Consider the following 22,083-nt stretch of genomic DNA (forward strand, 5'->3'; position numbering starts at 1 on the left):
CCCGGAGGAGGCCCCCGCCCGATGCGCACCGCCCGCCGCCCGCGCCCGATCGTGACCGCGCTCGCCTCCTGCGGTGTGCTCACGGCGGTGATGCAGACGATCGTCGTGCCGCTGCTCCCCCGGCTGCCCGCGCTCACCGGGGGCACGCCGACCGACGTGAGCTGGCTGCTCACCGTGACGCTGCTGGCGGGCGCGGTCTTCACACCGCTGCTCGGCCGCGCCGGGGACATGTACGGCAAACGGCGCGTGCTCGTGCTGGCGCTGGGATCGATGATCACCGGCTCCGTGCTGTGCGCGATCAGCTCCAGCCTCGCGGTCCTGCTGGTCGGCCGAGGCTTGCAAGGTGCCGCGCTCGCGGTGGTGCCGCTCGGCATCAGCATCCTGCGTGACGAGCTCCCCCGGGAGCGCGTCGTGCCCGCGATCGCCATGATGAGCGCGACGCTCGGAGTCGGGGCGGCCCTGGGGATTCCGTTGGCCACTCTCGTCGTGGAGCACGCCGACTGGCACACCCTGTTCTGGCTGTGCGCGGCGCTCGGCGTCGCCGCCCTGACCGCCGTTGTGCTCGTTGTCCCCGAGTCGCCACTGCGCACCAACGGACGTTTCGACATCGTGGGTGCTTTGGGGCTGAGCGCGTTCCTGGTGTGCTTGTTGGTCCCGGTGTCCAAGGGCAGCGCGTGGGGTTGGGGGTCACCGGCGACGCTCAGTTTTCTCGCAGCGGCAGTGCTCATAGTGCCGTTGTGGGCGGTCCACCAGTTGCGCGCGAGCACACCCATGGTCGACCTGAGGGTTTCCGCGCGCCCGGCGGTGCTGTTCACGAACCTCGCCGCTCTGCTTGTCGGGTTTTCCTTCTACGCCAACTCCTTGGCCACAGCGCAGCTCGTCCAGGAGCCCGTCTCGACCGGCTACGGCCTCGGTGCGTCGATCGTGGTCAGCGGGTTGTGCTTGTTGCCTGGCGGCATCGCGATGGTGCTTCTGTCCCCGCTCTCCGCACGCATGTCCGCGGCGCGCGGCCCCCGTTTCACCCTCGCGGTGGCCACGGGTGTGATGGCCATCGGCTACACGGTCCGGCTCTTCACCAGTGAAAGCCTGACCGCGATCGTCATCGGCGCGACGGTCGTCGCCGCGGGAACAGCCGTGGCGTACTCGGCCCTGCCCGCGCTGATCATGCATGCTGTGCCGGTGACGGAAACCGCTGCCGCCAACGGGCTGAACACACTCATGCGCTCCATCGGCCAAGCCGTGTGCAGCGCGGTCGTGGCAACCGTGCTCGCGACCCTCGTTACAGCTCAGGGCCCCACACTGGGCGCTTACTTGGTGGTGTTCGTCATCGCGGGCGCGTGCGCGTTGGCGGCACTCGGGCTCACGCTGCTGATCCCGTCCCCGCGCCCGGCGCAGGTGGAGGAGCGTGTGCTCACGGGTGCTGCGGCATGACGGACAGCGGTCGCCAAGCCATCCTGCTCGCCGCGCGGCGCGCGTTCGCGCGCCATCCCTATGCGGCCGTGACGCTGCGCGGTATCGCCGCTGACGCCGGGGTGAGCGCATCGCTGATCGTGAAGCACTTCGGCGGTAAGGAGTCCCTGTTCGACGAGGTCGCGGACTTCACCGGCGCGGCGACCGCATTGTTGGACGCGCCGAACGAGGAGCTGGGCCGGTGCGCCGTGCGCGCTCTCGTCCAGTACCGCCGTGAGAACAACGCGGACTTGTTGCTGCGCGTGGTGTTCGCAGTGGGCAGTGGCGACGAACGAGCCATGCTTCGCGAACGCTTCCGCAAGCAGGTCGTGCACCAAGTCGCCGCACGGCTCACCGGCAAGGACACAGCGATGCGCGCCGAACTGTTCGTCGCACAGCTGATCGGGCTCGGCGCGACGCTGGCCATCGACCGCGAGGGACAGGTGGCGACCGCGGACGTCGAGCGGATCGCCGACCTCTACGCGCCCGCGCTCCAGTCGCTGGTCACCCCGCGCGGGTGATGAGCCCGACCAACTGGTTGCACAGACCTTCGCGGAGGCCGAGCACGAACAGCTCCGGCGATGTCGGCGAGCCCATCTCCGCCATCACCTGGGCCACAGCCTCCGTGGGACGCGCGTAGGGCCACAGCCCCGCGACGATCACGAACACCGAGCCCGCGAAGTGCCCGGCGCCGTGCTCGCCGATCACCGGGAAGTGCCGCCGCACCATGGCCGCCAGCCGGTCGGCGTTGCGGGAGGCGTTGCTCTTGAAGACGCGCGCGTACTCCACGGTGATGTTGCGTTCGAGGACACCGGCCATCGAGCTGATCAGCTCGCACAGCAGCGGGTTCCCGGCGAGCGAGGTCGCGACCTTCGTGGCCACAGCCTCCGCGTCGCTGGGCGCTTCTTCGAGCACCGGCTCCAGCTCGTCCAGCCACGCGGTCCACAAGCGGTCGAGCACCTCCAGGTAAACCGCTTCCCGGCTGTCGAAGTAGCGCAGCACGTTGGACTTCGCCAGGCCGACGCGGTCGCTCAGCTCGCGGAGGCTGATCTCGGCGAGGGGGCGCTCGGCGAGCATCTCCACGGCGGTGTCCAGAATCGCCTGGCGCCGCTGTTTCACCTGCTCAGGACGTCGAGCGCGCTGGAAGTCGGCCACCGGACCAGGATATCAGACCGGCGGTCTCTTGATAACAGACCAGCGGTCCGATAATCTCGGGGAGGTGACGAACCAAGTCAGTGGAGCTGTTGCCCGCGGCTACGAGAACGTGCGTGAGGCCTTCGCGGCCGCACAGGCGCACGACGAGGGCGAGGCACAGCTCGCGGTCTACCGGCACGGCGAACTCGTCGTGGACCTGTGGACCGGTGAGGAGAACAGGATCGGCATCGTCATGTCGTGCACCAAGGGCTTGGTCGCGACATGCGCGCAGATGCTCGTCGAACGGGGCTTGCTCGACGTCGACGAGCCCGTCACGCGCTACTGGCCGGAGTTCACGGCGAAGGCGGTCACCGTGCGGCACCTGCTCACGCACACCGCGGGCCTGCCGTCCTTCCCGAAGGAGGCCGGGCTCGTCGCGGCCGACGCGCTGGACTGGGAAAGGTGCGTCAAAGCCCTGGGCGAGGCCACACCCGCGTGGGAGCCCGGCAGTGCCTACGCCTACCACCCGCTGACCTACGGCTACCTCGTCGGCGAGATCGTGCGGCGCGTCGCGGGCCGCTCAGTGGGCGAGTTCTTCCGCACGGAGATCGGCGAACCACTCGAACTGGACTTGTGGATCGGTGTGCCGGAGGAGCAGGAACACCGCGTGATCCCCCAGTTCTCCACCGCGCAGGACTTCAAGATCCCCGCCGCTTTGGAGTTCGGCTCCCGTGGCGTGCGCTCCCTGGTCCGCGGATTCACCTTCGCCGCGGAGTGCATGCCGTTGCTGAACACCCGAGAGGGCCGCGCGGCCGAGATCCCCGCCATGAACGCCGTCGGCGACGCGCATTCCTTGGCGCGCATGTACGCGGCGACCATCGGCGAGGTGGACGGGGTGCGGCTGCTCACCGAGGAGTCGGTGCGGCAGGCGCGGACTCCGCAGACCGACACCGTGTCAGCACCCTCACCGCTGAATCTGATGCGGATGCCTTTCGCGCAACGGTTCGGCCTTGGTTACGAGTTGGCCCGGCCAGGTCAGCCGATGCTCGGCAGCACTTCTTTCGGGCATTCCGGGGCAGGCGGCCGGCTCGCGTTCGCCGATCCGGAGAGCGGGCTCGCGGTGGGCTACACGTGCTCGAACATGACGTGGGACCCGATGGCAGGCGCGGACCCCCGGTGGTTGCATTGGACCGCCGCGCTCAGCGGACAGTTCATTGCGGTTTAAGTCAGACGTGAAACCCCGGTCGCGAATCCTCGATTCGCCGTTCGGCGAGAACGGCGCCGTTAGTGTCCCTGCCGTCCGAATCAGGATCTGCGGGAGAGAGAATGTCTTTTCGCACCAAGCTTTCCGCTGTCGCCGTGGGAGCGGCGGCGGTAGCCGGGATGTTCGTCGCCACCCCGGCGGCGTTCGCCGACGACTGCTCGAGCCAGGGGGACGGCGGCCGGATCTGCAAGGCGTACCCCGGCAGCGGCGGAACCATCAGCCTCATCCTGTACGCACCGAAGCACCCGGGCGCTGACTACACCATGCGCGGGTGGGACAACAAGCACCGCAGCGTGCACCTCGACCGGGAGCGCCCGGGTGGCGGCTGGGACGGCCCAATCGGCGCCGGCCAGGGCTGGACCACCGAGATGTACCGCAAGGGCCTGAAGTGGCGGGCCTGCGTGAACGTGGGTTCCGGCAACTACCACTGCACCCAGTTCCACTGATCGCGAGCACCGCGTGCGGAGGGGCTGTCTCCCGGGTTGGGAGGCAGCCCCTCCGCACGAGGCGGGGAGGTCACCGCAGGGGCGGGATCTCGCCGCGGGCGGCGAGCCAGTCCAGAGCTTCCCGGATCGCCTCCAGAGAGGTGTGGCGCGGCCGGAAACCCAGCAGGCGCTCGGCTTTGGCGATGCTGCCGTGCGCACTGTGGGCGATGTGGTCGTAGGTGAGCCTGGCCGCAGCCTCGGGCACCTGTTCTCGCCACTGTTCCCACCCCAGGAACGACAGGCGGGCGGGGTGGCCGTACCACTCGGCGACTGCCCCGGCGTACCCGCGCAACGTGATCGCTCCCGGCGACACCACGTGGAAGTTCTCCCCCACCGCGGCCTCACGGGCGGCCATGGCGGCGACGAACGCACTCGCGACGTCGTCGGCGTGCACGTGGTGCACCGTCTCCATCCCGAGGTTGGGCAGCACTACCTCGTCACCGGCGGCCAGCGCGTGAAAGACACCCAGGTCGAGGTTGCCCACCGGGTTGATCGGTGCCCAGCCCGGCCCGGTGATGTGCCCGGGGTGGAGGACGGTGGCGGGCAACCCGTTGCGGCTGTTCTCGTCCAGCAGCCACCGTTCGATCTCGGCCTTGCGGATTCCGTAGTCGCCAAACGGGTGCCGCGGTGCGTCCTCGGTGACAGGGACCACTGTGGACGGTCCGTGGACCCACATCGTTCCGCAGTGCAGGAAATGCTGGACGCGGCCTCGCAAGGGCTCGACGAGCTGCCGGGCGCTGTCCAGGTCGAAGCAGATCAGGTCGACCACCACGTCGGGATCGAGGTCCCGGATGCGCGCACCGAAGACCCCGGCGCGTTCCTCCGCCCCCCGGTCGACCACGACGGAACTCACCTCGTTCCAGGCGGGATCATCCCGGTACGGGGCGCTCCTCCCCCTGCTCACCACGGTGACCTCGGCGCCGGCCGCCACCAGTCGCGGCACGAGGTATCCGCCGATGTGCCCGGTTCCGCCGAGCACGACCACTCGCGTCATACCGCGCTCAGCCTCCCAGGACGATGGCGTGGGGCGCGGGCGTGAGCCGGGCCCGGTAGCGGCGCACGCCCCAGGCGCGGTGCTCCAGCTCGGCGGCGACCAGCACTTCGGCCGCGTTCACCTGGCCGGGCACCAGTTCGACCAGTGCGGCCACCGGGTGGTCGCCGACCAGCGGGAAGCGCTTGACCCGGCGGAACTCCCACTGCGGATCCGGCTGGGCGGCACCGTAGCCGCGGACGATCCACTCCTCGCGCGCCGGGGCGGCGCCCTCCGGCTTCTGCACGCCCACGTCCAGCACGCCCGCCTTGATCGAGAAGCTCAGGCCCGAACCGAGGACGCCGACGGGGCGGGTGCGCTCGCCGGGGTCGATCAGCCGCGCGACGGGGCGTGCCTCGCGGTCCGGGGTGGACAGCGAGATGCCGAGGGAGGCGTGCCGGAACTCGCCCTTGCTCTCCTGGGTTTCCGGGCGGAACGAGCACACCAGCACCAGGTGGCGGAACTCGCGGTCCGGCGCGGATCGGACGTAGGACCGCCAGTCCTCGGGCACGCCGTCGTGGTCGGCGGGCAGCACATCCCAGCCGAAGGTGAGCCTGCCGCGCAGCGGTGCGTCGGCGGTGGGGCCGCCGAGCGTGCGCTCCGGCAGGAGTTCGACGTCGTGCAGCTGGACTTCGGTCATGCGGTGGCTCCCTTGCTCCGACCTTGCAGGTAGGTGAACGCGGCCCAGTCACGGTAGTGGGAATAACGCGCGCGGGTGGCGAGTTGCGCGTCGCGGAACGCCCGCACCGGGTCGGCTCCGCGCCCGATCCGGTCGTGCATGTGGTGGTAGAAGTACGTGGCGGGTTCGGGGCGCACGGGCCACAGGCATCCGACGACGGCCTGCGCCCCCGCGGTGATCAGTGCCGACGGGATGCCCCGGATGTTGTCCCCGTGGTCGAACCGGCCGAGCGCGGACTCGCACGCGGCGAGCGTGACCAGGCGGACACCGCGCAGGTCTGCGGCCAGGAAGTCGTGTGCGAAGACCCGGCCGTCGTCGTCGCTGTCCGGGCTGAGGTAGAGGCAGTGCAGCCACGGCGCGTCCACGTCCATCGTCCCGTGCGCCGCGATGTGCACTACGTCCACTGTGGACAGTTCGGCGAGCAGCCTGGCGCGGGTGGCCGCGGACCCGGTGGCGGCGTGCGCGCCGACCGCGTCGGCGACCTCACGCGCGTGCTCCTCCAGCACCGGTTCGGCGGGCAGGCCGTAGGGAACACCGCCGGAAGCCGAGGCCAGCACGACGGTGCGCCGCTGCCGCGCGGGGACCTCGACCGGCGCCAGGGCTTCGAGCCCGGCGATCGCGGTGACCGTCCAGTCGTCGGCGATCATGCGATCACCGGTGCGGCACAGCGGGATGGGCAGGTAGTGCAACGCCCCGTGCGGCCACACCAGCAGTCGGTCCTTGCCCTGTGCGCGCCACCGGGCCCACAGGTCGTCACCGCCGAGCGGCGCGGTGCCCAGGTCGAGCAGCCGCGCTCCCTCGGGCGTCACGTCGCCGAACAGCGGGTCGCGCTGGATCTCGGCCCGGATCGCCTCGATCTCGTCGGCCACCGGGTGCCGGTCGCGGTTCTCCTCGCCGTCGCCGAGGTGCACGACGAGCGAGCGGCCCTGCCTGGTGACGGCGAGCAGCACGGCCGCGCCGCGCACGGCCACGGGCAGGAACCAGGTCAGCAGCACGGTTCGGTCGTCCAGCAGCGCGTGCGCCCGCGCCCAGAGGTGCTGGCTGTCGATGAGCGCCGTCGACCGGCGGCGCAGTTCTGTGTCGATGAACGAGGAGATGCGCCATCGCAGGTTCCGAGCGACCTGTGCGTCGTCGTCGCCCGGGAGACGACCGTCGGCGTCGAGAACACCCAGGAGGTTCTGCGACGCGCCGGCAGCTCCCGGTTCTTCCAGGTCGAGCAACTTTCCGACGAAGTGCTGGATGTGCGCGGGCAACGAGATCGGACCGTCGATCCGCCACCACGCGCCGAGCTCGGGTCCCTTGCCCGCCTGGTGCAGACCGAGCATCAGCCCCATCGGCAGCGACTCGCACTCGGCGGCGAACTGCCAGACCGCGGAGTGGACGATGTCGCGCAGCAGCTCGCCGAGTTCGGGCGCACCGCCGCCGTCGAAGTTGGGCAGGTCCACGATGATCGCGTGCACCGCGCCTTTGAGTTCTTCCCCTCGGAGGTTCCCCACCTGCTGTGCGACCGGTACCAGGCTCGCCAGCGCCAGGTCCACGAAGCCGAGCGAGGCGTAGCCCAGGGCGGCGTAGGTGTAGTAGCCCCACGGGAAAGGAACGGGGCCGGACAAGGGCTCGCCCGTGTTGGCCGCGTGGTAGTACCGGTCCGCCGTCAGCAGCGCGACTTCCTCGCTCGCGTCGTCCCGGAGGGCCTCCTCGGGGAGCACGTGCGACCGCGCCTCGATCAACTGCCTGCGATGCGCGGGGTCCCACGTGAACTCGAGCTGGTCCGCCCATCCCAGCACGGTGCGCAGCAAGGGCTCGTCGGCTCGTTCCCGGGCCAGGTTGACGCCCTGGCTGATCACCTTCGACGCCGTGGTTCTGCCGTACGCGGCGACGAAGTCGGCCAGGGGCGTGCCGAATACCGCGGTGAGCAGGCCGTCCGCCACGTCGGGTGGAACCCCGTCGACGACTCGGAGCAGGAACAGGGCGAGATCGGGCTCGGTGAGCTCGGGTGAGTCGAGCAGTTCCTCGAGCGCGCCGCCCGCTGCGTCCTGATGAACGCCCGCCTCGTCGGCGAGGATCTGTGCCAGCAACGCCAGCAGCCGCGGGCGCCGCGTCCCGCCCTCCAGCTTCAGCGCTCGCGTCACCAGGTGCGCCGCCTCCACGACCAGCCGATGCGACTCCTTCTGGAACGGCTCCTCCTCGGTGAACCACGAGCGGTACAGGTCCGCTTCCAGCCGGGCGGCCCAGGTGGTGCGCAACCCGTGCGCGTAGGTGTCGGCGGCGTGCTCCTCGGGGCCCCGCGTGGCCACCCGCAGCCGGGCGGCGGCCAGCAGCGCGGCCTCCAGGTCGGTGGGCTCGCTCAACTCGGCGAGCAATCGCGTCGACAGCGCGTCGGCCTCTTCGAACACCGCGCGGTCGCATCGCTGAGCCATCAGTGGCACGGCAGTCTCGACGGTGCGCAGCGCCGCGACCCGCCACGCGTCCACGACGCCGCTCTCATCGGCGACCTCCGCGACCAACCGCCAGTAGACGTACATCGTCTCGACCAGGCCGCCGTCGTCCAGGAACTCGTCGCGGAACAGCAGGTCCACCATCGCCTCGGCGGACAACTCGTGATGCTCCGCCAACTCCTGCCGAACCTGCTCAAGGTCGCGTGCACGCCGCTTCGCCTCGTCCAGCGACAGGATCCGCTCGCGGACGTAGTTCGCCAGGTCCAGCAGCCTGCCGACCGGATCGAGGTAGAACGTGGCGGTCGGCTGCCCACCCGCGTCACGGACCGGCTCGCCGAAGCTCACCGGAGACGCGCAGACCAGCCCCTGCTTCGTCTCCGCAACGAGCGCGGAGAGCGGATCGTCGGTGGACGGCAGCACGTGGGAGACGACCAGCATCACGGAGCCGTCGGCGCTCGCCGCTTCGCGCCATCCGGGCGGCCCCTCCACGTCGAGGTCGTACGCGAAGTCCTCGCCGTCAGGGGCTCGGACGGACAGCACTCCCCTGTCGTCCGGCAGGACACACCAGCGCGAGTCGACCGGATCACCGAAGGGCAGCTCGTCCAGCGAGCGGAGCGCGGGCATGCCCCACGCGTGCGCGCGGGTGAACAGGCTGCCACCGGCCCCGTCACCGCTGGTGAACGGGTTGATCTCCACGTGCCCGATCGCCAGACCCGCCTTCCGGGCTCCGTCGACCTCGGCCAGAAACGCCCACCCCGTGAGATCCCGCGACAACCGCATCGGCCCACTCTGGCACAGGGTCGCCCCGTCAGGTGGTGATGTGCCGTAGGACTGCGGCGAGGGTCGGCTCGCGTGGCTGGACGGTGTCCACGGTCAGCGCTTCCCCTTGCCACGACGGGAAAGCAGCCAAGCGTCGCTGCACATCGGACCAGTCGCTCGCGTCGTGCCAGCCGGGGATGCCGCGGGTGCGGCCTTCGAGCCTGGCCCGGTGGATCTCCGGGTCGGAGCACTGGCACGCGACCACCCGGAACTCCGCGCCGGCCCAGCGAGCCAGGCTGCGCCAGCGGTTCCTGGTCGCGACGCGTTCGACGGGATGGTCCAGGACGACGGACTGCCCGGCGACGAGTTGCCTGAGGGCGAGCGTGGTCAGCATCTCCTCGGCGACATCCAGTGCGGCCTCGATGTGGCGGCCGCCGAACGGGGTCAGCGCGCCGAGGAGCCAGTCGGCGGCGAAGACCGGAATCCCCAGCTCGGCGCCGGCGGCGTCGGCCAGGGTGCTCTTCCCGCTGCCGGGCAGTCCGGAGAACACGACCAACCGGGTGTCCGCGGGGGCGGGAGGGCGGCCGTAGTCGGCGAAGTCGGCCGGCAGCCTCGGGGTCAGATCGGTCGGCACCAGACCGGTGAGCCACGTGGTGGCGATGCGATGCGGCGGTGCGGACTCGACGACGCAGGAAACGACGTCGATCGTGCCGTCGCGGCGGCGGATGCGCGCCCTCGCGGTGGTCTCACCGACGTCGAGCCCGACCACGACGACGGGCGCGTAGTGGACGACTCGACTGCGGTAGACCTCGACGTAGCGTTCGGCCGGGACGACGGAGGTGAACGCGGGCGAGAGCACGTCGGGAGCGTCAGCGCCCCAACCGGGCTTTCCGTCCAGACCGTCGAGAATCCATTCCAGTCGTGTGAGAGCAGGACTGGACGCGAACCGTTGCACTGTTCCCCCGGGCGAGGTGGTTGAAACGAGCAGATCAACCGTAGCGAGCCCGCCCGGTGACGGATCGGACGTTCGCGTAGGACTGAAAGAGATTCCCCGCGGATCTCACCCGGTTTCCGCAGGCACGGACGAAAGCCGCCCAGCACGATGTCGGAGTGAAGATCAGCTTGTGGGCGGGGCTCGTGGTGCTCGTGCTGGGGACGGCGGTTCCCGCGCAGGCGACCGAGCAACTGGAGTACGTGGCGCTGGGTGACTCGGCGGCCGCGGGACCGTGGATCCCGACGCAGGTCGACGCGGCCTGCAGGCGGTCGGACCACAACTACCCCGCGGTGGCGGCGAAGGCCCTGGGCGCGCGGCTGACCGATGTGACCTGCTCCGGCGCGGTCACGGCGGATCTCACCAATCGGGGCAAGAACGCCCCGGCACCGCAGCTGGACGCGCTCTCGGCGACGACGGGCCTGGTGTCGATCACGATCGGGGCGAACGACTCCGGGCTGTTCGACCGGGCGCTGTCGTGCGTGAACGCGTTGCCGGAGCCGGTCGGGGTGTCCTGCTCGGACCGCATCAAGGCAGGCGGCACGGATCCGATCGCCGCTTCCGTGGACGCGTGGGCGCCGGTGTTCGGCGCCGCGCTCGACGAGATCCGGCGACGCGCGCCGAAGGCCAAGGTCCTGGTGACCGGCTACGGAACCTACATCCGGCCGGGCGGGTGCTACCCGTTCCAGCCGGTGTGGGCCCGCGACGCCGACTACCTGCAGGGCACGATGGACAGGATCAGCTCGACGGCGCGGGAGCAGGCGAAAGCGCGCGGCATGAGCTTCGTCGACTTCGCCGCGGTGACGGTCGGGCACGACATCTGCGCGGTACCCTGGGACCGGTACCTCGAAGGGCTGATCCCGGTGAACATCGCGGCCCCGTTGCACCCCAACGCCAAGGGCATGGCGGCCTTCGGCGCAGCCGTCACCGCCGCGGCGCAGACAATTCGGTAGTGCCGCGGCGGATCGGCTGTCACGATGCCGATCATGCTTGATCTCGCGGTGGTCGAGTTGACCACTGAGCACGCCGAGGACATCCTGACGTGGCGCTATTCGGGGCCGTGGAGCTGCTACGACTCCCGGCCCGAGGACGGGTTGTTCACGCCGGAGGACGGTTATCTCGCGGTCGTGGACGGCCAGGACCTGGTGGGATTCCTGTGCGTCGGCGAGGAAGCGCGCCTTCCCGGCCTGGCCGAGGAGCCCGGGGTGCTGGACATCGGCGTGGGCATGCGCCCGGAACTCGTCGGCAAGGGCAACGGCGCACGGTTCGGAGCCGCGGTGCTGGGCTACATCGACCGATCCGCGGCGTCGGCGGCGCGATGCGTTGTGCAGTCGTGGAACGAGCGGAGCCTGCGTGTGGCGCGGGGCATGGGGTTTCGGGACTGCGGAACGCATTTCCACCTGCAGGAGTACACGGTGTTGCGGCGGGGGTAGGGCTGGCTGGTTCGCGGCTGGTTCCCGCGTGGGGTCGGCTGGTTCCGGCGTGGGGTCGGCTGGTTCCGGCGTGGGGTCGGCTGGTTCCGGCGTGGGGTCGGCTGGTTCCGGCGTGGGGTCGGCTGGTTCCGGCGTGGGGTCGGCTTGACAGTGAGGCTGGGGTTGCGTCCGTGAGGATGTGACTGGTGGTTCGCGCTCTGGCGTGGTCTGACTCTCGGCTTGACTGGCCTTGTGCCTTTCCCAGGATCTGTCGTCCGGGCCGGGGCGGGAATCTCCCTTGGTGTGCACCAAGACCCGGCGACCGTGACCTCATAGGAGCCTGTAGCCGCAGGCTGCCCATCACTGTCCTGTCCGCCCGCCGGGCCCGGTGCGCGCCATCTGCCCGTGTCCAGCGAACAGGATGGCGAGTCCAGCATGACAAAGACACCGAAGAAGGTCACCCGCACCGCCCCGGCCGCCCCGGTGGCCGAGGTCATCGGCGGGGTGGACACCCACCGCGATTTCCATGTCGCGGCGGCGAAAGACTCGCTGGGTCCTACTCTGGGGACTCGGTCGTTCCCGGCCACCAGCGCCGGGTATGCGGCGTTGGTGGCGTGGTTGGCCGGGTTCGGGCCGATATCAGCGGTCGGGGTGGAGGGCACCGGCTGCTACGGCGCCGGTCTGAGCACCTACCTGATCGAACACGGCATCACGGTGGTGGAGGTCAACCGCCCGAACCGTCAGAAACGCCGCAGGGCGGGGAAATCCGACCCGCGGGACGCGATCAACGCTGCCGCGGCGGTCCAGTCCGGTGATGCCACCGCGGCACCGAAAACCCGCACCGGACCGATCGAATCCGTCCGCGTGCTCCGGCAAACCCGCGATCTTCTGGTCACCGCCCGCACCCGCGCGATCAACACCCTCAAAGCCCTCCTCGTCACCGCTCCCGCCCCCCTGCGGGAGAGCCTGCACGGCCTGAGCACCACCGCGCTGCTCACCCACTGCGCCGCCTTCGACACCCCCACCGCAGACGTCAAGGGACTGCGAGGCAAAGCCAAAACCCAAGCCACCACCGACCTAGCCGAAGCACTACTGGACCCGGGCATGGGCGTGCGCACCGTCCTCGGTGAACTCGCCCGCATCATCGCGCACCACAACACCCACATCGCCGAACTCGACATCGCCCTGGACGCCCTCGTCCACCGCATCGCACCCCGCACCACCGCCCTGTTCGGGCTCGGCCCCGACACCACCGGCCAACTACTCACCACCGTCAGCGACAACCCCGACCGCATCCACAGCGAACCCGCACTCGCCACACTCACCGGCGTAGCACCACAAGACTGCTCCAGCGGCCGAACCCAAGACCACCACCGACTCTCCCGAGCCGGCGACCGCCAAGCCAACGCCGCCCTCTACCGCACCGTCCTCACCCGACTCGCCTGGCACGAACCCACCCGCACCTACATGACCACACGCCTCACCCCCAACGCCAGCAACAAGAAACACCTCATCCGCTGCCTCAAGCGCTACCTCATCCGCGAGATCTACCCCCACCTCACAACCGATCTCGCCACACTCCACACAGCTTGACAAACCATAGGAGCATCCTGGGGCCCCTTGCGCGTGCCGAGGGCCTGCCGGGCGGGCACGGTCAGGAACCGGCCCTCGCCGACAAGCGTATGGCACGCGCACCCCAGGTAAAGCCTCAGCTGGCAGCCCCGGCTTGCGGCGGCTGGAACCTGGTTTCCCTTGCCGCGTAAGGGAAAGTTCACTCCGTAGAGCCATGATCCACTATTTGCAGACGCTAAAATAGGAGTATGGCCCCTGCCGATATCGAAGACGAACTCGTCGCCGCCTACGCCGCCATCGGGCGTGCGGTGGCGGACTTCGCCTCAACCCTGATGAAGCTCTATGACGACCTCGACCCGCAAGTGCAGCAGTACGCCGGGGATGTCCTCATGCCCCTGCTGCATGTTTCCCAGGTCAAGGGCAACAAGCTCATCGACCGCGCCATGTCGCTGATCGACCATCCGGCTGTACTGGAAGCCTTGTCGGAGGGGCGGATCGATGAGGGCAAGGCGTTGATGATCATCGATCAGGTCAGTGTCCTCGACGCGGCCAACCAGGCGATCGCCGAACCCGTGTTGATTGCGCATGCGGCATCGCACAACTACACCGCAAGCCAACGTTATGCCCGGCGGTATGTCCTCAAGCTGGATGCCGAGGCGGCGTTGCGGCGTTATGAGGAGAAGCGCAAGCAGCGGTTGGTGGAGAAGTTCAACCTCGACGATGGCATGTGCTCGCTGCGCGTCGTGCTGCCCGCGCTCGACGCGGCCTTGGCTTTCGATCGGATCGACCGCATCGCCCGGGCACTACCGAAAGATGACTGAACGCTGGACCAGAAACGATCTGACGTTGCGGCAGACCTGTTGATGGGCAAGGAAACACCCGCCCCGCAGGGTGAGGTGTGCGTCAACCTGACCATGCCGATCACGAACATCCTGGGCTTGACCACGGACCCGGTGATGCTCACCGGGTACGGGCCGCTGCCCGCGCCGATCGTGGCCGATGTCGCGGCGAGCGGGATCTGGAAGCGCATCCTGACCGACCCGGTGACCGGGATGGCCGAGCACATCACCACCTACCGGCCCACCCCCGCGCAACGCGAGCTGATCAACGCCCGGTATCCCACGTGCACGATGGTCGGCTGCAACCAACCCGCCCACCGCTGCGACCTGGACCACTGCTGTCCCTTCGACGGCACCAACACCACGGTGCAGAACCTGCGCCCGAAGTGCAGGCACCACCACCGGATGAAGACCCACTCCAACTGGTCCTGTGAGAACCGGCCCGACGGGACGCATGCGTGGACCACGCCGAGTGGCAAGGTGATCGAGACCGAACTCGAACCCATCGCCGAACCCGCGCCCTTCTAAAGCAGGCGGTCCTTCAGGAAAGCCAGGATCTCGTCCCTCGCCCGCACGGTGGGATGACCGTCCTCGTCGACGAGGTGCGCGGTGACGACGCTGTGCGGAGTGCCGACCACATCGCGGAAAAACGGTGGTGGACTAGGGTTACCGGCGCCACCCGGAAGGACGCGGCCGTCGAACGCCTCACCGAGGAGCGCTTGGTAGGCAGCGAAGCGCTGGCCAGTGCACCAGCGGTCGTTCTCGAAGCGGTAAGCCAGAACCGTCAGGCCGTCCCGCGTGATGCGGTCGCGCACGGCGCGCGCGTCCTCGTCGCTGATCTCAAGTCCGGCGGGGTCGTCCAACGGCAGTGACGGGTGGTTGACGACAGGCGCGACGACGGCCGGTTCCAGGGTCATGGTGAGGGCGAAGTTGCCGGTGAAGCACAGCCCGATCGCACCGACACCGGGACCACCGCATTCCTTGTGCGCCAAGTGCGCCAGGCCGCGGAGCCACGACGTGACGGGGCTGGTGCCACCGCCGGCGAAAGCGCGGAACTCGGCGCTGACGCACGCGCGCTTGGCGATCTCCACGCCGCCTTCCGCCGTGGGGTAGGCGCCGTCGACGCCGAAAAGCGAGGGGACGTGGACGGTGAAGCCCGCCTCGCGGATCCACCGCGCCAAGCGAAGGACATCGGGACTGATGCCGGGCATCTCCGGCATCAGCACCACGGCCGGGCCGGAGCCCGCGACGTACACGGTCTTCTCCACTCCGTCGACGTCCACGGTGCGGCGGGTGAAGTCGGTGAGCGGATCGTCAAGGTCTCGCATGCCGACAGCCTGGGCCGTGGCCCCTCGCTCGGACCATAGGCGGGACCGCCGTATTCACGGGTAATCTCGCCACCGTGGGTGCGCTGCGCGTGGGTGTCCTGGCCTATCCGGGCTGTTTCGCGTCCGAGGTGTTCGGCGTGCCTGATCTCCTGACGATCGCCAAGCACGTCGCGGGCGCGGACCCTGCGGGGTACGAGGTGGCGATCATGTCCTCGCGGCGTCGCGTCATCGCCGCGGGCGGTGTGGCGTTGGCGGTCTCGGCACTACGCGAGGTGGATGTCCTTGTGGTGCCGGGCTTCGAAGTGGGGCCGGGGGTCGACGCGAAGCTGGCGGCGCTCTCCCCGAGATCGCCGCGATCCGCGCGCACGCCGCCACGGGCAACGCGGTCGTCTCGATCTGCGTCGGCGCGTTCTTGCTTGCTGAGGCAGGACTTCTGCACGGACGCCTGGCGACGACGTCGTGGTTGTTCGCGGACGAGCTGGCTCGGCGCTGCCCGGATACCGACGTCCGATGCGAGCGCCTGGTCGTCACCGACACCGGCGTGACGACGACGGCCGCTTTCAGTGCTGTGTACGACTTCGCGCTCGAACTGATCCGAGAACACAGCGGCGCCGACGTGGCCCGGACAACTGCCCGTATCGCTCTTCTCGACGACGCGCGGACATCCCAGACCCCTTATGTCGAAGCGGGGCTCCTTCCCAAGCCCGGCAACAAGTTCTCCCGCAGGGTCATGCGGCACCTGGACCAGAACCTCGCGGCGCGCTACGACCTCGGCGCGCTGGCCGGGACCTTCGCGGTCAGCACGCGGACGTTGCTGCGGCGCTTCGCCGAGGAGACCGGGCAGAGCCCGCTTGGGTACCTACAGGCATCACGGGTTCGGCGTGCGCGCCACCTCCTCGAAACGACGGACCGCACCGTCTCCGGGATCGCCACTGCGGTGGGATATCGGGATGCCGGGACGTTCGCCGCCCTCTTCGCGAAGCACACGGGGCGGCGCCCGAGCCACTACCGCGCGACGTTCCGGCGCTCGTCGGCGGTGGCAAGCCAGAAGTAGACCGGCGGCAGGACGAACTCGATGACGGTCAGCGGGATCTGGAACCAGTGCGGCTGGCCATGGACGAGCATCGACAGGACCCGGCCGACCCCGCCGAGCAACAGGATGCCCGCGAGCCACCGCACGGCGTTCGACGGGATCGGCGACTGCCGCGCCGCCCAGATCCACGCGAGTCCGTACCCGAGGAAAATGGCTCCGTAGAACCGTTCCCGGCTGTCCACGGTGGCACCTGCGGTCTCCGCGCCGGGGACCGAGTCGACCCCGAGCGCGAGGTGGTAGACGCCGATCGCCGCGCAGGCGATTCCCGCGGCCCACACGAGCCCGCTGAGCAGCCTGGCCATTCCACCCCCTTAGTAGATTCGTGTCTACTAACAGTGGGCCGCTAGTAGACACGTGTCAAGTACAGTGGTCGCGTGACCAGACGCCGCAGGCTCGACCCGGCCGAGCGCCGAGCCGAGCTGCTCGACGCAGGCGCACGACTGTTCGCGGCGAAGCCCTACGAAGACGTGCTGATGGAGGACATCGCCGAGCAGGCGGGCATCTCCCGCGCGTTGCTGTACCGCTACTTCCCGACCAAGCGCGACCTGTTCGCCGCGATCTACCGGCAGGCCGCCGAGCGGTTGCTGGCCGCCTCGGAGTTCGATCCCGATCTCCCCGTGGCCGAGCAGGTCTCGGCGGCCCTCGACGCGCACCTGGACTACTTCGCCGCCAACGGGCACGCCATTCTCGCGGCCAACCGGGACCTCGCGGGCGACCAGGTCATCCAGGCGATCATCGACGAGGAGCTGGCCACGCTGCGGCAGCGCGTGCTCGACGCCGCGGGTTTCGACGAACGGATCAGGGAGGTCGTGACCGCGGTGCTGACGAGCTGGCTGGTGTTCGTTCGCACGCTGTGCGTGGACTGGCTGGCCAATCGGGCCTACTCCCGTGAGCGGCTGCGCGCTGTCTGCCTCGGCGCGCTGTGGGGAGCGTTGGAGCCGGTCGTCAGCACTGGTTGATCTCGCGCACCGGGCAGTGCAGTTCGACTACTTGGTCCCCCAAGGGGATCTGGCGGTAATGGCCGTAGGACTCCAACCCGCGGGCGCCCAGCGCGACGTCGACCGTCAGCCACGGATCGCTGGTGTCCTCATCGGAGCGCGTGTGCGTGACGATCGCGCCTCGTGGCTCACCAGGCAGCTCCACCAGCTCCAGCCCTGGCCCCGGGCCGGCGTCGGGGGCGAGCCGGACACCCACCGCCACCTCGATCTTGGATCCGTCCGGGCGCCCGTAGTAGGCGCGGATCACGGGCCCGGGCGCGTCCAGCCGGTCCTCCAGTGCTGTGACCACCGCGCTGATCTCGCTGGTGTCGTTGACCTCCGCGCTCAGCCCGGCGAGGCGGAGCGCGGGCAACGGCCCCAAGCACAGCGTGTCATCGGTCATGACCTGTCCCCTCTCGATCGCCCGGAGCCGCCGCCGCACCTCGGCGAGCCTGCGGGAGTCCGCCGCGATGCGCGCTTCCAGCTCTTCCTGGCGCAGGCGCAACATCGCGGTCAGCCGCTCGGCACCGACCCGGTCGTCCAACGCGGCACGGCACTGCTCCAGCGTGAACCCCAGCCGCTTCAGCGCGACGACGCTGTTCACCCGGCCGACCTGCGACTCCGAGTACCAGCGATAGGCCGTTGCCGGGTCGACCCGCTCCGGGAGCACCAGCCCGACAGCGTCGTAGTGGCGCAACATCCGAACCGAGACCCCGGTGCGGCCGGCGAGTTCTCCGATGCTCAACATGACGAAAACCGACTTCAGCCCATGACACGGTGTGAGGGTCAACAGCTACGGTACGGCGCATGGCGAAGCCGCACGATCACTTGGCCGCGCTCGCACTCGTGGTGGTGACCGCGGCGGGCTGCACGACCGCGACCGCGGGACAGGCGGTGCCGGAGACCGCGCCCCCGTCGATCCGGCCTTCGGCACTGCTCCCGCTCGTCTCGGGGTGGACGCCGGTGATCTCGGAGTCCCACGGCCTCGCCTACGACGTGCCGCCGGACTGGAAGGTCCGCGCCACCGACGCGGCCATCGGCTTCCAGAACGACGACGACAGCGGTGACCTGGTCGCCGCGCGGGCGACCGCGACGTACCGCGAGAACCACTGCGTCAGCGCGAACGGCGAGCGCGGGGGCATACGCGGCCTGGCCGGGCTGACCAAGCTCGACGCGGGGCCGCTGGCCACCGAAGCCACGAACACCGCCAAGAGCTGGGCCGAACTGGCGTTCCGGACCACGGGTCAGGCACCCGGGGTCACCTTGGACACGCCGGTCACCTTCACCGTCAACGGCATGGAGCTGACGCAGGTGACGGCGCACGCTACCGCGCCGAAGCCGGACGCGTGCACGCCGTCGAAGGGAGCCGTGCGAGCTGCCGTGGTGCGCAGCGGCCGGGTCGCGGCAACCTTGGTGATCTCCACGGACCGGGGTATCCCGGAAGAGGTTCCGGAAGCGCACGTGCACCACATCATCACGAGCCTCCGGCCGCTGCGATGAGCCGGACGATCCACACCGATGACCTGGTGTCGTTGCACCGGGGCGAGCACGGCGTGATCACCGTGCGGGCCGGTACCGAGCTCGGGATCCACCGAGGGCTGGGCATCGCGCACGCGACCGACCGCGCGCTCCAGATGCTCATGACGCGCATCCTCGCCCGCGGGCGTTGCGCGGAACTGCTCGACCCGAAGCTGGTCGAGGTGGACCTCTTCTTCCGCAAGGTGAACTGGCAGGGCGACCTGGAGCGGGAGACGGCCGGCCTCAGCGCGTCCGCGCGCGAACGGCTCGACGCCTATGTGGACGGTGTGAACCTGGTGCTGTCCCGATCGGTGCCCAGCAGTCACCTTGGTTCGGCGGGAGGACGCGCGAGGAGCTGTTCGCGGCGGCTGCCTCCGCGGCGCTGACCGGGCGGCCGGTGCCGTGGGGCAGGCGGCGGGGCGTGGTCATGAGCCACATGCTGCTCGGCGGGAAACTGCCGCGACTGGCCGGGTTCGACCGCGGTCCGGTCACCCTGGCCGGCGGGCGGGCCACTCCCCACCAGGCGCAGATCTACCGCTCCGCCGGGCGGTTGACGACGTTCGCCCCGTCCTTCCGCATGGTGACCGACTTCGCCGAGACCGGCTGGCAGAGCTGCCTCGCGGGCGGCCCGTCCGACCGGCGCTTCTCGCGGTGGTACTACTCGGGGATGGACGGCTGGCTCCACGGGCGGTACAACCGGCTTCCCGGACAAGGGAAGGACTCTTCACCAAGCGGCTCGTGAAGAGCCTTTCCCTTGTCCGGCAAGGACGACGGGCCTCACCACACCAGCGACAGCCGCGACATGCCGCGCGCGCCCATCACCGACTTCCACTCGATCGGCTCACCCGGTGCCAGGCTCAGCCCGGGGAACCGGCGCGCCAGCCCGCGCAGCGCGGTGGCCAGCTGCAACCGCGCCAGGTGCCTGCCGAGGCAGCGGTGGACGCCGTAGCCGAACGCCAGGTGCTGCTGGAAGGAGGCGGCGAGCGGGTCGCGGTTGGCCTCCATCAGCGACACCACCACGCCCTGCCCCTTCTCCACGACGACATCGCCGACCTTGACGTCCTCGCTGGCCACGCGCGGGAAGTTGATCGCCGCGGCGGGGTTGGTGCGCAGGAACTCCTCGGCGAGCGACGGGGCGAGGCCGGGGTCGGCGACCAGTGCGCGGTAGCGCTCCGGCCTGCGCAGCAGCTCCGTCACGGTCAGCGCGATCTGGCCCGCGGTGCTCTCGTAGCCCGCCATCAGCAGCGTCAGCCCCATGTGCACCAGCTCCCGCTCGGAGAGCACGTCCCCGGCGTCCTTGACCTGGATCAGCTCGCTGATCAGGCCCGCACCGGGTTCGCGGCGCTTGGCGTTGATCAGCCGGGACATGTAGGAGACGAGGCGGATGCGCTTGCTCCTGGTGTCCGCGGAGTCGGTCACGGTGAGGTCGAAGAGCACGTCGACCCAGGAGCTGAACTGCTCACGGTCGCCCTCCGGGATGCCCAGCAGCTCGCTGAGCACCCCCAGCGGCAGCGGCGTGGCGAACTCCGTCGCGAAGTCCACCGGCGCGCCGCGCTCCTGCATCCGGTCGAGCAGGCGCTCGGTCAGCCCGGTCACGAACGGGGCCATGGTGGCGACCCTGCGCTGGCTGAAGGCCGCGGCGACCACGCGCCGCAGCCTGGCGTGCTCGGGGCCGTCCATGCTGGTCATGGACTCCGGCGAAGGCGCGGCGTGGGCCACCTTCGGCGCGTCCGGCCGCACCGCCTCGACGCGGCTGAACCTGGTGTCCCGCAACACGTCCTTGGCCAGCTCGTAGTCGCTGACCAGCCACATCCGGTCGCCGGTGGGGGTGTCCACCTCGCGGATGCCCGGCTCGGCGCCGAGGTCGATGAACGGCGGCAGCGGGCCCAGGAGGGCATCGGCCTGGCTTTCCCTGATCTCGGTCACGTACTCCCCCAGAGAGTTTGGTCGGATCGGCGCTCAGCGGGTCAGCACGAGGCTGTCGCCGGGCCGGTGGTCGCGGGAGCGCCGCAGGTCGGCCGCGACGAAGGTGCGCTGCAGCCAGCGGTCGCGGCCGTCGTAGCGCGGCTGGAACAGCGACCGGCCGTGCACGGCGACGCGGTTGTCGACCACCGCGAGGTCACCGGGGACGAGCCGGACCGAGCGCATGGTCCGCGCGAAGGCCTCGCGCAGCGCGATGAGCGCGGCCGCGGCCTGGTCGGTCAGCGCGGTGGTGGCGGCGAGGTCGACGCGCAGCTCCGGGTCCTCCGGCGAGCCGTGCAGCACGGGGTGCGGCTCGGTGCCCTCGCCACCGCCGAAGGAGGGCGGGGGCGCGGTGAGGAACTCCGGGCTGGAGAGGATCTTGGCGGTGTCCTCGTCCAGCAGCGGCAGGGTTTCCCGGACCGAGGCGGTGCGCAGCCCGGCGACGCGGTCGTGGTCGGCGCGCAGGCACAGCAGGATCAGGTGGTCGGGCCGGTGCGGGTGGAAGGCGTTCTCGGTGTGGAAGCTGAGCATCGCCGAGCCGGTGTTGCCCTGCACCTGCTCATGTCCGCGCACCGGGACCACGTCCTGCACCAGCGCGCCGGACTTCTCCGCCGCGTAGGCGATCGGGTCACCGAGTCCGCAGGCCAGCAGCACCAGCACCGCGGCGGGGGCGCTGGTGGTGCGCTGCACCGAGCCCGCGACAGACGGGGTGCCGGGCAGCGCGGACTCGTCCACCGGCAGGTTGCGCAGCAGCAACGCGCCCTGTGGCCCGGAATGCCTGCGGTAGCGCCGGATCCCCTGACGCAGGGTGATCGGGGTCAGTTCCCAGGCGTCGCGGACCCGGTCCACCCACGCGGCGTCGACAGCTCCGCCATCGGCCAGCTCGCGGGCCAGGGTGTCCAGGTCGGCGCGGTCCCCGGCGCTGAGGGTCAGCGTGCTCATCTCGGCCCCTCCATGGCCTCCACCAGGCTCTTGGGCCGCATGTCGGTCCAGTTCTCCTCGATGTGGTCCAGGCACGCCCGACGGGTGCTGTCGGCGAGCACGACCCGCCAGCCCGCGGGCACCTCGGCGAAGGTGGGCCACAGCGAGTGCTGGTTCTCGTCGTTGACCAGGACGTGGTAGGTGCCGTTCTCGTCCTCGAACGGGTTGGTCATCG

The 22,083-nt window shown here is 70.1% G+C and carries 25 protein-coding genes; 14 read left to right on the top strand and 11 right to left on the bottom strand.

Annotated features, from left to right (window positions below):
• Positions 1 to 21 precede the first annotated feature (21 nt).
• Positions 22 to 1,431, top strand: coding sequence for an MFS transporter (locus BLT28_RS11505; RefSeq protein ID WP_030432086.1), 1,410 nt, complete (start codon positions 22 to 24; stop codon positions 1,429 to 1,431).
• Positions 1,428 to 1,970, top strand: coding sequence for a TetR/AcrR family transcriptional regulator (locus BLT28_RS11510; RefSeq protein ID WP_030432085.1), 543 nt, complete (start codon positions 1,428 to 1,430; stop codon positions 1,968 to 1,970). Before BLT28_RS11505 ends, BLT28_RS11510 begins: the two co-directional genes overlap by 4 nt.
• On the opposite strand, the gene BLT28_RS11515 is transcribed toward BLT28_RS11510, so the two are convergent.
• The gene (locus BLT28_RS11515; protein ID WP_030432084.1) at positions 1,954 to 2,604 is read right to left on the bottom strand and encodes a TetR/AcrR family transcriptional regulator; all 651 of its coding nucleotides are present in this window, start codon (positions 2,602 to 2,604) and stop codon (positions 1,954 to 1,956) included. The two genes, BLT28_RS11510 and BLT28_RS11515, sit on opposite strands and share 17 nt — an antisense overlap.
• Before the next feature lie 64 nt (positions 2,605 to 2,668).
• Between BLT28_RS11515 and BLT28_RS11520 the strand changes: the two genes are divergently transcribed.
• Complete coding sequence (locus BLT28_RS11520; RefSeq protein WP_030432083.1) at positions 2,669 to 3,808, top strand: serine hydrolase domain-containing protein; 1,140 nt, start codon at positions 2,669 to 2,671, stop codon at positions 3,806 to 3,808.
• 101 nt (positions 3,809 to 3,909) lie between these two features.
• Positions 3,910 to 4,293, top strand: a complete 384-nt coding sequence (locus BLT28_RS11525) for a hypothetical protein (protein WP_156051427.1) — start codon at positions 3,910 to 3,912, stop codon at positions 4,291 to 4,293.
• 70 nt (positions 4,294 to 4,363) lie between these two features.
• Here BLT28_RS11525 and BLT28_RS11530 read toward each other — a convergent pair whose 3' ends face one another.
• Genes BLT28_RS11530 through BLT28_RS11545 form a run of 4 tightly spaced genes read right to left on the bottom strand, consistent with a single transcriptional unit; the run spans position 4,364 to position 10,094 of the window.
• A complete protein-coding gene (locus BLT28_RS11530) occupies positions 4,364 to 5,326 on the bottom strand; it encodes an NAD-dependent epimerase/dehydratase family protein (protein WP_030432081.1) in 963 nt (320 codons plus the stop codon).
• A gap of 7 nt (positions 5,327 to 5,333) precedes the next feature.
• Positions 5,334 to 6,002, bottom strand: a complete 669-nt coding sequence (locus tag BLT28_RS11535; protein ID WP_030432080.1) for a hypothetical protein — start codon at positions 6,000 to 6,002, stop codon at positions 5,334 to 5,336.
• The gene (locus BLT28_RS11540) at positions 5,999 to 9,256 is read right to left on the bottom strand and encodes a CHAT domain-containing protein (protein ID WP_030432079.1); all 3,258 of its coding nucleotides are present in this window, start codon (positions 9,254 to 9,256) and stop codon (positions 5,999 to 6,001) included. The genes BLT28_RS11535 and BLT28_RS11540 overlap by 4 nt, the downstream gene beginning before the upstream one ends.
• Before the next feature lie 28 nt (positions 9,257 to 9,284).
• Complete coding sequence (locus tag BLT28_RS11545) at positions 9,285 to 10,094, bottom strand: AAA family ATPase (RefSeq protein ID WP_052407846.1); 810 nt, start codon at positions 10,092 to 10,094, stop codon at positions 9,285 to 9,287.
• A 251-nt stretch (positions 10,095 to 10,345) separates the two neighbouring features.
• On the opposite strand from BLT28_RS11545, the gene BLT28_RS11550 reads away from it, so the two are divergent.
• From BLT28_RS11550 to BLT28_RS11575, 5 genes are all read left to right on the top strand, one after another.
• Positions 10,346 to 11,179 carry an SGNH/GDSL hydrolase family protein gene (locus tag BLT28_RS11550; RefSeq protein ID WP_063766662.1) on the top strand — a complete coding sequence of 278 codons (834 nt, stop codon included), beginning with the start codon at positions 10,346 to 10,348 and terminating at the stop codon, positions 11,177 to 11,179.
• Between the two features lie 33 nt (positions 11,180 to 11,212).
• Positions 11,213 to 11,659 (top strand): GNAT family N-acetyltransferase, encoded by a 447-nt coding sequence (locus BLT28_RS11555; RefSeq protein WP_156051425.1) that lies wholly within the window; start codon positions 11,213 to 11,215, stop codon positions 11,657 to 11,659.
• 384 nt (positions 11,660 to 12,043) lie between these two features.
• Entirely contained in the window at positions 12,044 to 13,231 is a 1,188-nt protein-coding gene (locus BLT28_RS11565; protein WP_197684016.1) for an IS110 family RNA-guided transposase, read from the top strand.
• A gap of 227 nt (positions 13,232 to 13,458) precedes the next feature.
• On the top strand, positions 13,459 to 14,031 hold the full coding sequence (locus BLT28_RS11570; RefSeq protein WP_083383717.1) for a DUF222 domain-containing protein: 573 nt from the start codon (positions 13,459 to 13,461) through the stop codon (positions 14,029 to 14,031).
• Between the two features lie 42 nt (positions 14,032 to 14,073).
• Positions 14,074 to 14,577, top strand: coding sequence for an HNH endonuclease signature motif containing protein (locus tag BLT28_RS11575; protein WP_083383718.1), 504 nt, complete (start codon positions 14,074 to 14,076; stop codon positions 14,575 to 14,577).
• Here the strand turns inward: BLT28_RS11575 and BLT28_RS11580 are convergent.
• Positions 14,574 to 15,377, bottom strand: a complete 804-nt coding sequence (locus BLT28_RS11580; RefSeq protein ID WP_030433799.1) for a dienelactone hydrolase family protein — start codon at positions 15,375 to 15,377, stop codon at positions 14,574 to 14,576. The two genes, BLT28_RS11575 and BLT28_RS11580, sit on opposite strands and share 4 nt — an antisense overlap.
• 394 nt (positions 15,378 to 15,771) lie before the next feature.
• Between BLT28_RS11580 and BLT28_RS11585 the strand changes: the two genes are divergently transcribed.
• Complete coding sequence (locus tag BLT28_RS11585; protein WP_231950851.1) at positions 15,772 to 16,431, top strand: GlxA family transcriptional regulator; 660 nt, start codon at positions 15,772 to 15,774, stop codon at positions 16,429 to 16,431.
• On the opposite strand, the gene BLT28_RS11590 is transcribed toward BLT28_RS11585, so the two are convergent.
• Positions 16,383 to 16,772, bottom strand: coding sequence for a DUF4345 domain-containing protein (locus BLT28_RS11590; protein WP_030433801.1), 390 nt, complete (start codon positions 16,770 to 16,772; stop codon positions 16,383 to 16,385). The genes BLT28_RS11585 and BLT28_RS11590 overlap by 49 nt on opposite strands.
• Before the next feature lie 72 nt (positions 16,773 to 16,844).
• Here BLT28_RS11590 and BLT28_RS11595 point away from each other — a divergent pair, with 72 nt between their 5' ends.
• Positions 16,845 to 17,429: a TetR/AcrR family transcriptional regulator gene (locus BLT28_RS11595; RefSeq protein ID WP_030433802.1), complete on the top strand. Its 585-nt coding sequence runs from the start codon at positions 16,845 to 16,847 to the stop codon at positions 17,427 to 17,429.
• On the opposite strand, the gene BLT28_RS11600 is transcribed toward BLT28_RS11595, so the two are convergent.
• The gene (locus BLT28_RS11600; RefSeq protein WP_030433803.1) at positions 17,416 to 18,195 is read right to left on the bottom strand and encodes a MerR family transcriptional regulator; all 780 of its coding nucleotides are present in this window, start codon (positions 18,193 to 18,195) and stop codon (positions 17,416 to 17,418) included. The genes BLT28_RS11595 and BLT28_RS11600 overlap by 14 nt on opposite strands.
• Before the next feature lie 59 nt (positions 18,196 to 18,254).
• On the opposite strand from BLT28_RS11600, the gene BLT28_RS11605 reads away from it, so the two are divergent.
• From BLT28_RS11605 to BLT28_RS40885, 3 genes are read left to right on the top strand one after another with little or no spacing between them, the layout of a single operon-like run.
• On the top strand, positions 18,255 to 18,947 hold the full coding sequence (locus BLT28_RS11605; RefSeq protein ID WP_030433804.1) for a hypothetical protein: 693 nt from the start codon (positions 18,255 to 18,257) through the stop codon (positions 18,945 to 18,947).
• A complete protein-coding gene (locus tag BLT28_RS11610) occupies positions 18,944 to 19,351 on the top strand; it encodes a penicillin acylase family protein (protein WP_030433805.1) in 408 nt (135 codons plus the stop codon). The genes BLT28_RS11605 and BLT28_RS11610 overlap by 4 nt, the downstream gene beginning before the upstream one ends.
• A complete protein-coding gene (locus BLT28_RS40885; protein WP_231950852.1) occupies positions 19,348 to 19,707 on the top strand; it encodes a penicillin acylase family protein in 360 nt (119 codons plus the stop codon). Before BLT28_RS11610 ends, BLT28_RS40885 begins: the two co-directional genes overlap by 4 nt.
• A 35-nt stretch (positions 19,708 to 19,742) precedes the next feature.
• Here the strand turns inward: BLT28_RS40885 and BLT28_RS11620 are convergent, their stop codons facing one another.
• The 3 genes from BLT28_RS11620 to BLT28_RS11630 are packed head-to-tail and all read right to left on the bottom strand — an operon-like array spanning position 19,743 to position 22,081.
• Positions 19,743 to 20,891, bottom strand: coding sequence for a cytochrome P450 (locus BLT28_RS11620; protein ID WP_052408272.1), 1,149 nt, complete (start codon positions 20,889 to 20,891; stop codon positions 19,743 to 19,745).
• Positions 20,892 to 20,924: 33 nt separating this feature from the next.
• The gene (locus BLT28_RS11625; RefSeq protein ID WP_030433808.1) at positions 20,925 to 21,869 is read right to left on the bottom strand and encodes a TauD/TfdA family dioxygenase; all 945 of its coding nucleotides are present in this window, start codon (positions 21,867 to 21,869) and stop codon (positions 20,925 to 20,927) included.
• On the bottom strand, positions 21,866 to 22,081 hold the full coding sequence (locus tag BLT28_RS11630; protein ID WP_030433809.1) for an MbtH family protein: 216 nt from the start codon (positions 22,079 to 22,081) through the stop codon (positions 21,866 to 21,868). Before BLT28_RS11630 ends, BLT28_RS11625 begins: the two co-directional genes overlap by 4 nt.
• Between the last annotated feature and the right edge of the window lie 2 nt (positions 22,082 to 22,083).

Origin of the sequence: Allokutzneria albata, assembly GCF_900103775.1 — a bacterium.
GTDB lineage: Bacteria > Actinomycetota > Actinomycetes > Mycobacteriales > Pseudonocardiaceae > Allokutzneria > Allokutzneria albata.